Below are 12,859 nucleotides of genomic sequence, written 5' to 3'. Positions count from 1 at the left end.
GAGCTAAGGGAGATGGTTATTGGCAGGCAACCACTTGTTGCCGCCACTCAGACTGGCGGAGAAACCCCTCGAACCCCTTACCGAAAAATCAAAAAACTTTTGCCGGCGTATTTCGCTCGACAAAACAAGGTATTTCCGAGCCACGGACCTTTGGAACTCGCGTCCCCGGGCGGCCGTTTTTCTGCTGCTCCGCTCCGCCCGACTGGTTGCTATAATGCCGCTTATGCCGGAAGACACGACTCAACTCACTCAGCTGCTGGGCCGCGCCGCCGATGGCGATCAGCAGGCCCACTGCCAATTGATGGAAGTGGCCTACGACGAGCTTCGCCGTCTGGCGGGCGGCATGATGCGGCGCGAGCGACCTGACCACACCTTGCAGCCCACCGCGCTGGTGAACGAGGCTTCGCTCCGTATGCTGGGGCAGGGCGGTTCGCTGGCCAAACGCGATCGGGCGTACTTCTTCGGCGCCATGGCCACTGCCATGCGACGGGTGCTGGTCGACCACGCTCGCTCGCGCGGCGCCCAGCGACGCGGCGGCTCGGAGCAACAGAAGGTGCCGCTTGACGAAGCGGTCGACGCGATTCAGCAGGACGGGCGGCTCGATCTGTTGTCGCTCGACGAGGCCCTCGACCAACTCGCCTCGCGCAGTCAGCGACAGGCGGACGTGGTGACGCTGCGTTTCTTTGGCGGCCTCAGCGTGCCCGACATCGCCGAGCACCTGGGCGTTTCGGTCTCGACGGTGGAGAAAGACTGGCGGATGGCCCGCGCCTGGCTGCAGTCGCAACTCGATGGCGCTTCGATCGGTTCCAGTCTCGCTCCGCCACCACAGTAGTCTCGTCCATGAATACCGAACGCTGGGAACAAGCTGGCGAACTGTTCGACCAGGCCCTCCGGCGCCCGCCCGAGGAGCGTGCCGCGTTTCTTGCGCAGGCGTGTGACGACGACGAGATGCGTCGCGAGGTCGAAATGCTGTTGGCCGCTGAAGAGTCGGCCGAGGCGAGCCACTTTCTCGATCCGGATTTGCTGAGCCAAAGCTCGCTGAGCTTGCCGGCGCAGATGACCGATCCCATGATCGGCCAGCGGCTGGGCAACTACGAAATCAAAAAACGCATCGGCCGCGGCGGCATGGGCAACGTGTACCTCGCCACGCGGACCGAGGACTTTAAGCGTCGCGTGGCGATCAAGCTGCTCAAGCGGGGCATGGACACCGACGAGATCCTGCGGCGATTCCGCATGGAGATCCGTGTGCTCGCCGCGCTGGGCCAGCACGACAACATCGCCAAGCTGCTCGACGCGGGAACTACCGACGACGGCTTGCCCTACTTTGTGATGGAGTACGTCGAAGGCAAACGCATCGACGACTACTGCGACACGCATCGGCTGGGCATTCGCGACCGGCTCGAGCTGTTCAAGAAGGTGGCCGAAGCGGTGCACTTCGCCCATCAGCACACGATCATCCATCGCGACTTGAAGCCGAGCAACGTGATGGTGGCCCAAGGCGGGAGGGTGAAGCTCATCGACTTCGGCATCGCCAAGCTCACCGCCCCGGAACTCGGCGAAGGAACCGCCGCGCCGACGGCCACTCAGCAGCGGGCGATGACGCCCGAGTACGCCAGCCCCGAACAACTGCGGGGCGACTCGCTCACCACTGCGACCGACGTGTTCTCACTCGGCGTGCTGCTATACGAACTGCTGACCGGACGCCGGCCGCAAGATGCTGCGGACACGCAGCGGAGCACCGAGGAGACGAGCACCGACTTCCGCGAGTTCCCGCGGCCCAGTTCGGTGGTGATGCGCGACCGCAACGCGAAGCGCGGCGATACCACCACCGCCAGCAACGTGGCCGCGGTGCGGAACACGACGCCGCGCGGACTGCGCGATCAGTTGCGCGGCGACCTCGACAACATGGCCGGCAAGGCGCTCCGCGCCGAGCCCAAGCGGCGGTACGCCTCGGCCGGGCAGTTGGCGGCCGATATCGAGCGTTATTTGTCCGGCGAGCCGATCGTCGCCCGACCGCTCACCAGCGCCGAGCGTTTGTGGCGCACCTGCCGTCAGAATCCGGTGGGGGTGAGCATCTTGATGGGCGTGCTGGCGGCCACGCTGTTTGGGTTGGCCTATCTCACGCACTTGTCGACGTCGCTGGTGCGTCATGGGGCGCTCGCCAGTGCCGAGCAGCAAGCCAATATGCTGCTGCACGGCCACAAGTACTACACCAACGTGCTGGACGAGTTGAAACAAGCCTCGCCCGACGCGGCCGCCGATCTGAAGCCGCCCGCCACGTTCACCATCGAGCTGTTCGAGTACCTCAGCAAGAACAAAGCCCGTAGCGGCACGCAGGCGCGATTGCTGAGTGAGTATCCGTTCAAGAACCGCAGTCGCCCGCCGCTCGACGAGTTCGAGGAGTCGGCCCTCGCCGAATTCGACAAGGGCGAAGCGATCAACTACCACGAGTTTCGCTCCGACGCTGGCGAGCCGACGCTGCGGTACGCGCTGGCGATGAAGATGCAGCAATCGTGCGTCGATTGCCACAACAGCCACCCCGACAGCACCAAGCGAGACTGGCAGGTCGGCCAAGTGCGCGGCATGATCGAAGTGATCCGCCCCCTGTCCGACGAAGTCGAGCGCACCCGCACGGGACTACGCAGCGCGCTGTTGTGGACGGTATTTGCTCTTGTCGGTGTATTCGGCATCGCGCTGATCGTCCTCCGTCGCCCCGGTTGACCTTTGTGTCTTTTCGAAGGAGGCTCGCCGACTGAGAAATCTAGTCGGCAGCAGGGTCAATCATCCACTCAAGTGGACTCTTCGGTTCTTCACTCCGGGCGCTGACGCTTCCGGCTCGCCGTTGTTAGCGCAATAAACAAGGCTCGGCCTTCCCAAAGGGAAAACCGAGCCTTGCGTTTTGATGCTCTAAGGGAGGCCGACCTCATGGTAAGAGGTGGCAGCCGCTCAGAAGCAGGTGGTGGCTGTCCTGGGGACAACCCGCCGGTCATCGTCAGGTTAAGCCACCTCGCTGGCTACTAGAACAACTGTCGTACAAAGTACCACCTCCTTCCTTATTAAGACCAGGCGCGAATCGTGGTGAATGCCAGAGACACGCACGACCGGGCCAAATAGTCCGTCGCACTGCGTTAGTGCGACCCTCTAACGTTACTATAATCGGCGAGTCCGAACACCGCAGCGCGAAAAAACCCGGGATTTTGACGCTTCACAGGAATTTCACGGCTGCACCCGCCACGCGGTAAGACGCAAGAGGGCGGGGGAGGGTTCGCGCGGAAAGCGGTTTCCTGCCACAACATCCGCTCAGAAGGAAAACGTAGGGTGGGTGGTTCTGCCGCCAAGGTGCTTGGCAATCATCCAAGCCACTTTACCGGCAGGTTCACCCACCGTTTGCACTGGCTTGATCGCATGAATGTGGTCATGCCGCGGTGGGTGAACCTGCCGGCGGGTGCATCTGCTCGTAAGTCGATGTCATTCGCGCCGCCAGAACCACCCACCCTACCTGTTGGATATTGCGCGCCAACGCCACGCTAACATGCCCACCCCAAGCACTACCAACCCAATCGCCCCTGGCTCTGGCACCGCGGTTGCCGTTGCCAGGTACTCTTCCAAATAGAGCGACGCGTGGTGCAGTTTTTCCACGGGGTTCGCGCCGGCGGGCGACATGACCAGGTACAGAGGATCGCTGGGCTCGACCAACGGAGCAGGGGAGTGCAGCGTGAACTCCAGTGCGTACAGCACGCCGGCGGGGTTTGCGTTCAGAGAGTAGTACAGGGCGATGTCCGTTTCGCCACCTGCAGGTACCGAAGTGCTGAGCAATAGATCGCCCAGCTCGGCGGAGTCGGTGTTGTAGGGTGCGGTCGACTCGATGGTCACCAACTCGCCCGGCGAGAGCGGCACCAAGTCGGGCACGGTGCCTTCGCTCGGCATCACTGGTGGCGAGACCCACTTGGCGGCCGACTCCAGCTTGAGAAACAGCGGGTAGTTCTGCAGCTCCACCGGCGGGCTGGGAATGTCGAACTCCGGCGAGAACGCGTACGCGAAATCGGGCGAGCTCGGGACGACCTGCCAGTGGTCGTGTACTGCGTTGGGATACGTGCGAATGCCAAAATCGGGCGCCGACGGGTCGTTGTTCGATCCCTGCGCAGTGAGCTTACCATTCTCGACGCCCACCTCCATCCGCCGCCCTGCGTGGGCAAGCGCGGGCGATGAAGTTGCCAAACAGAGTACCGCCAAAACCAGCGCGGCGCAAATCTGCCGCCAAAAGTTGCTCAGCACAGCTAGAAAACCCTCGGGCACGGAATGTTGGACGACAGTGGGGATAGAACCAGTGTAGTTAAACTCCACCAAACCCGCCCGAGGTAACAAGAAAAGCAGAAAATCGTCCGGATTCTTCGGCTAGCCGCGGAGGGCTGGAAGCAGTGCCCGAGTAAACGCCCTTGTTCACTCCTCCTCGTCCGCCCACTTCAATTCCGCGATGTACAACCCACCACGCCCCCAACCGGCGCGGGTGACGTACCATTTGTCGTCGACCTTCAGCACTTCGGCGCAGTGGGCCGGGAAGTCGCCGATCTGGTCTTCCGGTTTCCACTCGTCGGAGTTGTCGCTTTCATACACGGCCGTGTTGTCGTACGGCGTGTTGGTGCAGACGAACAGGTACTGCTTGCCGTTGCGCTCGATGACAAACGGCGACTCGGTCGGCCCGCCGAACGTGCCGACCTTGGGGTGCGTGAACACCACACGCTTGTCGCCCCAATGAATCAGGTCGTCGCTGGTGACTTTCAGCACCACGTGATTGCCGCGCTCCACCGGGCGATTGCCGGTGTAGTACATGGCCCACTTGTCGCCCTCGCGACGGACGCACGGATCGCGGCCGTCGAACCCGTCGACGACCATCGGGTTCTCGGGGTGCCGCTTCCAGTTGAACAAGTCGGTCGACGTGGCCAGATTGATGCGATAGTGCTGCGAGTCGGGCCCGCCAGCGCAGTAGTACATGTAGTAGGTGCCCTCGTGCTCCACCACGTGCGGCGCCCACAGGTGGGCCTCCCACCAAGGCTCGCCCCGCGCCACGGTGAGCGCGAACTGTCGCTTGTCCCACGGCTGCTGCAGGAGCGTCTTGGCCGTGGCATGGGCAAAATGAATCTCATCCTGCGGCCTGGCCGGCTCCTCGCGGGTGATACCAAACATATGCCACTGCTTGTCCGGCCCGCGAATAATGCAATGGTCGTTGATGTACCACTTTTCGTCCTCGCGGACGGAAGGATCATAAATGTGCGTGAACTCGCCGACGGTGAACCGAGGGGCCGTTTCGGTGGCGGGCTCTTGGGCGAGCGCGCGAGATGACATGGCGAGCAGCGTCGCGAGCACGAGCAGGGGGAGCCCGCGGCGAAGATAGACTGGCATGGATGGGATTCTCTCTGATGGGGATTCAGAACCGCTTGGAGACTCCCAATTCTACCAGGAGCAAGGGACCTGATAAAGCAGAAGTCACCAAGCCGGATAAGAAACAACTAACCCGCGTTCCGGATTCGAAAGTCTCGCAGGCCGTACCTGCCGAACCAGGCGACGAGCGTGTGCGGACCACGATCCCAACGAACAAGATCGTCGTTGGCGTCTGGACGATTGAAATCGTCTACTTCTGGTTCAAACCACTCAACGAATTCAGCTAGCGGCAAGTCTTCACCAGGACCTATTCGTTCTTCCAGAGAGGAGCGAGACTCCTTCATCTGCAAATCCTGTGCGTCAAACTCGCGTTCATCGGGTGCGCGATAGGAACGGTGACTGCTTCGCAAGACGCTTTGCCACTTTCCGGATTTAATGATGCTAGCGAACTCAGATACTGATGCCGCTTGCTGCTCCAAGTAATTGATGGCGTCCCGTAGATCGCATATCTCTCCTTCACAGAAGAACCGTTCTCCGTCATAGCCAAGATCGGCTTCGCTGTGTGGGATCGCTACAAACTGATATGAGGGACAGTTGGTAGGAACACGTTTGCATTGCCAGAAGACGTTGGAGTCGTCACAGCTATAGTGCCCATGAAGTCGCCTCCACCTCATAGGATTGGCCTGAGGTAGTCGGGTCCGCTCAAAGTAGACTTGTTGCGAGTCCCGTGCGAAACAGTGTCCTAGAGAAACAAATGTTGACCTGTCAGCCGATTTCATCGCGTTTCCATTGTAATAGACTCGGTTGGCGTCCCGCGCGTATCCAGCGGTGAGATTCGTGTCGATAGAACAGGGACATTCTTCGCCTGAGTCTAAAACCTCAAACGTGGTCGGATCGGCCTTTGAGATCGTCTTGAGGTCGTTGAGTCCAGCGGGACACGCGAAGCAGTTCTTTGCGTCCTTCGCATAGAGCGCGTTCAAGCCGACGAATGTTGCAGCATCAGCCTTCCGTGTCAAATGTGGGCCATAGTATACGAGCTTGCCATCTGTCGCCCAGGCACCGTAATAGACTCTGACTGTTTTTGGATCGAGTTTCAGGGGGCGGCATTCACAGAAGACCTTCGTGTCGGATTTCCAGTAAGTGCAGTCGAGTTGAACGTATCGGGCCATCAAACAGTCTTTCTGGTGCGCTCTGCGACAGCGGCGTCGAGGGGAAACCGACTCGTTGACGCCCAAATTAGCCCAAATAGGCAGACTTCTTCAAGCACCAACGACCCACCGCAGGATACGTCTGAAGGCTCTCCAATTTCACCGCTCCGTTGCCCCGGCGATCGACGCCCCGCGATCGGAGCCACTACTTGCGCCCGCGGCGGTAAGCGCACACGAGTCCGGCGAGTCCGAGTGCGGCGGTCAGCAGCGTGGCGGGTTCGGGGATGGCGGTCAGACTGACGTTGTCGACCCCTAAGTTAAAGTAGTTGCGATTGTCGACCTCGGCGAAGCGGAGTTGGTAGGTTCCGGGAGCAAGCAGCGGCAGCGACATGTCGTAGCTTGTAAATGAGTTTGGATTGGTGGCTTGTGGATCGACAAATGGTGGTACGACGTTGAATACCACGTCGGCCGCCGCCGTGGAAAGTGGCGCGGAGGTAGCCGTCAAGATATCGACTCGTGCATGCTGATTCGGCGCGCCAGTGCCGTTCGAAGTGTGGTCCAACCCCGACGCGTCGACGATCGGGCCACCATCCGAATCGTTGACGAACAAATCGAAGGAGAGGTTCAGTGCCGTGGTCCCGGCCGGTACGGTGAACGTCTGCAACAAAGCGGTAGCGCCTGCGCCGGTTTGGTCGGTCACGGCGTAGCGCTGTCCGTTCGCTGGTGTCGCCACGGTTGGACGGCTTGAAATTGGTGTGGAGGTTCCCGGTGTGTCGATGTAAAAGTTCTGCTGGGACGAACCCAACTGTGTGAAGGTGGTCCAGGGAGCAGCGGCCGGTATTCCGTCGACAGCCAATTGTCCTTCGAAGTCTCCGTCGAGAATCAGCTCGGCGCCCTGCGTCGTTGCGGATCCAATAACCAGGACGAGTGTGCACACTGCCAGCATGATAGTAGCCTTCATTAGTCAGATCTCCTCAAGAGTGCTGGAAACAGGAAACAAAAAAGCCGCTGGTGCTTTGTGCTCAACAACAAAGCATCAGCGGCATCTTTGGCTGCTGTTCGATGAACCCACTAGCGCTCCCCTTCCCGGTCGATGCAGACATCACGGATCGTCAACTCGTCAAGCAAGACCGTTCGACGCATCGTTGTATTCGTCTACTCGCCGCACTTCTTTGTAGTATTCTTACACCCCATGTGATAGAACCGACCATGAATCGCTGCGCAAGTAAAGTGGCGCAGCAGAACTAGCAACGACAGCGCTTGCAGGCGGGGTTTTGCCCCAACCAGTTGGTCCAAAACCCGCTGGCAAAGTCCGACTTACGACCACTGCAGGCAAAAAACCACCGAGAAACATCGCGTGTTTCGGCCACCCCCTCGACGTAAGAGTTTTGCCCCAGTGAATGGGGGTATGGGGCAAAACCCAATTGGGACAAAACTCCCCGGTTGGCAGGAAAGCATGAACCTTTGAGGAACGGAGCGGCTCCTGGAGGGAATGGCAAAGTCCGAACCAGGCGCAGAAGCACCGTCTATTCGACTTACTCACTTACTCACTTACTCACTTACTCACTTACTCACTTACTCACTTACTCACTTACTCACTTACTCACTTACTCACCCACCTCCTATGAATCGCAAGCAGCTGCAAAAGATCGGTGTTCCTCCTCGTTGTGTGAAGATTGCCACGCAGACTTTGAGTCGTGCTGCGCAGCAAGGGACCGGGTTTGGGCTCAAGGGCAAGCAGGCGAAGGAGCTGATTGCGGGGGTGCTCGACAGCCCGGCGACTTATTTGCACGATCCGCTGTGGGGCGAGTTCGCGCGGGAGTTGATGACTGCCGACATCGAGCCACAGAGCGAGCCAATCGAGTACCAGACCTGGGGCGACGAGATCGACCCCGGCGCGCACGCCCAGATGCGCGACGCATGCCGCGTGCCGAGCGCGGTGGGCGCTGCGCTGATGCCGGATGCGCACATCGGCTACGGCCTGCCGATCGGCGGCGTCTTGGCGTGTGAGGGCGCGGTGATTCCATACGCAGTGGGTGTCGACATTGCTTGCCGCATGAAGTTGTCGGTGCTCGACATGCCAGCCGATGCGCTCACGAAGCGCCGCAACCTGCTGGAAGAAGCACTGATGGGCGGCACCAAGTTTGGAGTGGGCGTGGAGCACAAGCCTCGTCAGCGGCATGAAGTCCTGGACCGCGACTGGAAGGTCACGCACATCACGCACCAAAAGAAGGACACCGCGTGGAAGCAGCTCGGTACCAGCGGCTCGGGCAACCACTTCGTGGAGTTCGGGCTGTTGACGCTGGCCGAGCGCGACGAAGACCTGAACCTCGACGCTGGCGAGTACCTGGCGCTGCTATCGCACAGTGGTAGTCGCGGCGCCGGCGCGGCCGTGTGCAATTACTACAGCCAAATGGCGCAGCGGATGCTACCGGAAAGCTGCAAGGAATTGGGCCGGCTGGCGTGGTTGTCGCTCGATACCGAGGAGGGCCAGGACTACTGGGCCGCGATGAACTTGATGGGCGAGTACGCGGCTGCGAGCCACGCGGTGATTCATCGTTTGGTCGCCAAGCTGGCCGGCGCAAAGGTGATCGCAGGCGTGGAGAACCACCACAACTTCGCCTGGAAGGAGTTTCATGACGTCCCTGGAATGGGGCGCCGCGAGGTCGTTGTGCACCGCAAGGGCGCGACTCCGGCGGCGGCTGGCGAGTTGGGAGTGATTCCCGGTTCGATGGCCGACCCGGCGTTCGTGGTGCGCGGTCGTGGCAACCCACAGAGCCTCACCAGCGCGTCGCACGGCGCGGGTCGTCGCATGAGCCGCAAGAAGGCGAAGGACACCTATCGCTTCAACGCGGTGAAGACCGACCTGGCGAAGAAGGGCATCACCGTGCTGGCCGCCGGCAGCGACGAAGTACCCGGCGTGTACAAGGACATCCGCCAGGTGATGGCCGCGCAAGAGGATCTGGTGGAAGTGGTCGCCCAGTTCGATCCCAAGATCGTCCGCATGTGCGGCGACGGCAGCAAGGCGGAGGATTGAGGTGCTCTCACTTCACCCTCCCGCTAGCGGGAGGGTCGCTCCTGCATTTGGTGCGGGGAGGGTAGCGGAGAGTAACGCTGGGCCTTTAGTGAATGCGTAACACGACAGGATCAAAGCGAATGGACAATCACACCAATCGCGCACGTGAACTTCGATCAAAACAGACAAAATCAGAAGGAATTCTGTGGAGCCTGTTGCGGGGAAAGCAAGTGTGCGGATTGAAGTTTCGCAGACAGCACCCCATTGGCCCGTTCTATGCAGACTTCGCGTGTGTGAGCCAGCACCTCGTCGTTGAGGTCGACGGCGGGTACCACGATGAGGTTGTCGAATCCGACTTAGATCGTCAGAGCTATCTGCAGCAATGCGGCTGGACGGTACTTCGGTTCACAGACGAGGAGGTTGAGCAGGATGCCGAGGTAGTCGCCCGAGCGATTGCGCAGTCGCTCGGAGTAGAGTATGAGTTTCGCCCTCGTAGCGGAACTGGTGCGGGGATGGAGAGTACTCGTACGACTAGTAGACAGAAGGATAAGTAGGCTTGGTTGGACAAGTTGATCTGTAGGCTGAGCATTGCCCTTCGCAACCCTCCCCGCGGCTGAGACCGCGACCCTCCCGCAAGCGGGAGGGTAAAGTGTACGCTCGCTCATGCTTCCGACTCGCCGATGGTGACATTTCGACCCCATGCAAGATGACCCCAGTTACATTTGCGACTCCTGTGGCGAGGAGATTGTCATTCCGGTCGACGTTTCGCAAGGAGCGTTGCAGGAGTACGTGGAGGATTGCCCGGTGTGTTGCTGTCCGAATGTGATCCACGTGGAGGTGGACGAAGACGGCCAGCCGCGGTGTTGGGCGGAGCGGGAGTAGGCTACTCAAACTCGAGTGTCTGCTTCGTCACGCCCAATGCTTCGACCTTGTCGCGCGACAGCGGGGCAGGGTGCAGTCGGCGCTCGGTCCAAAGGTCGAGCGTGCTGGTGCGGCGCGCCTCGCCCGGGCGTTCCGATTGGCCGATCGGCAGGATCGACTCCGCCAAGTCGGGATCGTGCATCGGAACCCACTGCGTGTACGACTGGGCGGTCTGGCAGGCGATGGTACCGCCGTCGGTGATGTCGAGCGGCGGCATCGGCAAGTCGTGCTCGCGGGAGAGCGTACCGAAACCGTCGAGGCTCTCGTAGTAGCCCAGTCGCTGCTGCGTGAGTGCCTCGCGGGCTTGGTCCTGCCACGTGGTGGGATCGTCGCCGTAGCGCTCAAGGCACGTTTCCCACGCGGCGGCGAGCGCTTGGTCGATGAATTGTTGCTCCAGTTCGCCGAGTTGGTAGTCCGGGTTGTCGGCGATCTTCTGCGTGGTGGTTTTGAGGAAGTAAGCCAGGCCCGACTCGCCGCCGCCGTAAACGTGAGCGAGGTGCGTGTTGACGAAACGGAAGAACGTGTTGAGCTCGAGCGCCACGGCCGAGCCTTCCTTTTTGAGCGACGACGACGCGCCTTGCTCGTACCACGGCTTGAGCAACGCCAGCGCCAGTTGCGCTTCGAGCGACAGGGCGTCTTCGTCTTGTTGCTCCAGGTGCAGTCCCAGCGCGACGATGTCGCGCCGCGCGGGGTTAGTGCTCTCGAAGTGGATCGCTTTGACCTGCCCGGGCGTGAACTGCTCGTGCTCTTGGAGTCGCTCTCGCAGCCGCCAGGAGCGAAGCGAGTCGCCGCCGGTGCCGGTCATCGCGCCGACGGGAATCGTGTACCAGGAGCCAGTAGTGCGATGATTGCCGCTATAGAGGAAACCGGCGGCGGGGTTCATCACGTGCGGTTGCAGTTCGTGCGGGATGATCTCCTGCCAGTCGTCGCCCGTGGTGCGGGCTGGTCGGGCGTGGCGGCCGTGCGACGGGTCGCTGGCCGAGCGGGCAGGCATGGCGCCGAGTGCTCGGTAGCCGATGTCGCCAGCGCGGTCGCCAAACACCACGTTCGCGCTGGGGAATCGCCAACCGGCCAGCGCGTCGTCGAACTGCGCTGCATCCTTGGCGCGCATCATGGCGATCGCGCCTTGGATGGTGTCCCGGTCGGTTTCACAGATGGGGATTCGCTTGAGCGCGACCTCTCCGTCGCGCGGTTGAGCGAAGCAGTACTCGGTGGCCACCGGGCCGAGGTGCGTCTCGCGAACCACCAGTTCGACCGGCCGAGCGTCTTTTACTTCGATCCGCTCGTTGTAGACGCGCATGTCGCGCCACTGGTTGTCGAACTTGTAGGCGTCGGGATGCTCCTGGTCGGTTTCGAGCAGGAACAAGTCGGCCTGGTCCGCACCGAGCGCGGTCATCCCCCACGCGACGCGGTCGGTAAAGCCGATGAGGATGATCGGACTACCCGGCACGCCCATGCCGCGAGCGTTGAACGTTTCTCCGACGACGTGCCACTCGTAGAACAGCGACGGATTGCGGACCGGCGTCTGCGGGTCGCTGACCAGCACGCTCGAACCGGTGGTGGTCTTGTCGCCGCCCACCACCCACGCGTGGCTGAACTTCGGTCCCGCGGGAGCCTCGCCGCCGGCGTCGGTCATGCCTTGCTGTTCGGCGTAGCGATTGACCGCCTCGACCCACTCGTACGACACGTCGGACCGCTGCACCACCGCGGGCGCTTCGTCGGGCGGCATCTTCTGCAGGTCGTCGGGCACTTGCATCATCAATTGCCGCGCGCGGCGGTTCATTCCCCGGCTGGCCATCAGGTCGCGCGTGCCGTCGGTGGCGAAGAACTGCCCGATGTGCCACCACGAAGCGAGGCAATCGGCCGGCGTCCAGGGTTCGGGCTCGAGTCCCACCTCGGCAAACATCGGATTGAGGTTATCGGAGTGCTCGGCAAAGTAGTCGTTCACGCCGCGGCTGTAGGCGGTGAGCAACTGCTTTGTTTCGGCGTCGAGGTTCTCGGCGGTCCGCTGCGCGGCGCGATGGAAGCCGAAGGTCCGCATCTTCTTATCGTGGTCGATGGAGGACTCGTTCCGTCGGAGCTTGCGAACTTCGCCCACCACTTCGGAGAGCCGGCCCTGAATGATCCGCAGCGAGTAGGTCATTTGGAATGCGCGATCTTCGGCCGTCGCGTAACCGAGACCGTACATCGCTCCAGCATCGGTCTCAGCGAACACATGAGGCACGCCCCATGGGTCGCGAAGAATCTCGACGTCTTTGGCAACCGCCGCGGTGGTTGGGAGCAGTGCGATCAACAACAACGCCACACGGCGGGTAAGATGCAGAGACGTTGTCATCAGGAAAATCCTGCCAAGAAAGGGAGTCGCGACCTGTGCGAACAAAATCGCCATGCGCGC

The 12,859-nt window shown here is 61.3% G+C and carries 10 protein-coding genes and 1 pseudogene; 6 read left to right on the top strand and 5 right to left on the bottom strand.

Annotated elements, in window-relative coordinates:
* The first annotated feature begins 214 nt into the window (after nt 1–214).
* The gene (locus ACQK2L_RS15460; RefSeq protein WP_425397923.1) at nt 215–832 is read left to right on the top strand and encodes a sigma-70 family RNA polymerase sigma factor; all 618 of its coding nucleotides are present in this window, start codon (nt 215–217) and stop codon (nt 830–832) included.
* A gap of 8 nt (nt 833–840) precedes the next feature.
* Nucleotides 841–2,721, top strand: coding sequence for a protein kinase domain-containing protein (locus ACQK2L_RS15455; RefSeq protein ID WP_425397922.1), 1,881 nt, complete (start codon nt 841–843; stop codon nt 2,719–2,721).
* 774 nt (nt 2,722–3,495) lie between these two features.
* Here ACQK2L_RS15455 and ACQK2L_RS15450 read toward each other — a convergent pair.
* Together ACQK2L_RS15450 and ACQK2L_RS15445 are read right to left on the bottom strand one after the other, a co-directional pair.
* On the bottom strand, nt 3,496–4,218 hold the full coding sequence (locus tag ACQK2L_RS15450) for a PEP-CTERM sorting domain-containing protein (RefSeq protein WP_425397921.1): 723 nt from the start codon (nt 4,216–4,218) through the stop codon (nt 3,496–3,498).
* A 222-nt stretch (nt 4,219–4,440) separates the two neighbouring features.
* Entirely contained in the window at nt 4,441–5,400 is a 960-nt protein-coding gene (locus tag ACQK2L_RS15445; RefSeq protein WP_425397920.1) for a family 43 glycosylhydrolase, read from the bottom strand.
* 2 nt (nt 5,401–5,402) lie between these two features.
* Between ACQK2L_RS15445 and ACQK2L_RS15440 the strand changes: the two genes are divergently transcribed.
* Entirely contained in the window at nt 5,403–5,666 is a 264-nt protein-coding gene (locus tag ACQK2L_RS15440) for a hypothetical protein (protein ID WP_425401140.1), read from the top strand.
* Nucleotides 5,667–5,888: 222 nt separating this feature from the next.
* Here the strand turns inward: ACQK2L_RS15440 and ACQK2L_RS15435 are convergent.
* Nucleotides 5,889–6,548 (bottom strand): annotated as a pseudogene (locus tag ACQK2L_RS15435) (DKNYY domain-containing protein); the annotation flags it as partial.
* Nucleotides 6,549–6,732: 184 nt separating this feature from the next.
* Complete coding sequence (locus tag ACQK2L_RS15430; protein ID WP_425397919.1) at nt 6,733–7,488, bottom strand: PEP-CTERM sorting domain-containing protein; 756 nt, start codon at nt 7,486–7,488, stop codon at nt 6,733–6,735.
* Between the two features lie 663 nt (nt 7,489–8,151).
* On the opposite strand from ACQK2L_RS15430, the gene ACQK2L_RS15425 reads away from it, so the two are divergent.
* The 3 genes from ACQK2L_RS15425 (at nt 8,152) to ACQK2L_RS15415 (ending at nt 10,425) form a co-directional block, all read left to right on the top strand.
* Nucleotides 8,152–9,564 carry an RtcB family protein gene (locus ACQK2L_RS15425; RefSeq protein WP_425397918.1) on the top strand — a complete coding sequence of 471 codons (1,413 nt, stop codon included), beginning with the start codon at nt 8,152–8,154 and terminating at the stop codon, nt 9,562–9,564.
* Nucleotides 9,565–9,656: 92 nt separating this feature from the next.
* Nucleotides 9,657–10,097 carry an endonuclease domain-containing protein gene (locus ACQK2L_RS15420; RefSeq protein ID WP_425397917.1) on the top strand — a complete coding sequence of 147 codons (441 nt, stop codon included), beginning with the start codon at nt 9,657–9,659 and terminating at the stop codon, nt 10,095–10,097.
* A 145-nt stretch (nt 10,098–10,242) separates the two neighbouring features.
* Nucleotides 10,243–10,425, top strand: a complete 183-nt coding sequence (locus ACQK2L_RS15415; protein WP_425397916.1) for a CPXCG motif-containing cysteine-rich protein — start codon at nt 10,243–10,245, stop codon at nt 10,423–10,425.
* Between the two features lies 1 nt (nt 10,426).
* Here ACQK2L_RS15415 and ACQK2L_RS15410 read toward each other — a convergent pair whose 3' ends face one another.
* The gene (locus ACQK2L_RS15410) at nt 10,427–12,799 is read right to left on the bottom strand and encodes a penicillin acylase family protein (protein WP_425397915.1); all 2,373 of its coding nucleotides are present in this window, start codon (nt 12,797–12,799) and stop codon (nt 10,427–10,429) included.
* Nucleotides 12,800–12,859: the final 60 nt, after the last annotated feature.

Origin of the sequence: Aeoliella sp., from assembly GCF_965227375.1 — a bacterium.
Taxonomy (GTDB): domain Bacteria; phylum Planctomycetota; class Planctomycetia; order Pirellulales; family Lacipirellulaceae; genus Aeoliella.
Note: the sequence above shows the minus strand (reverse complement) of the source record. Positions and strands in the feature narration are given on the sequence as shown.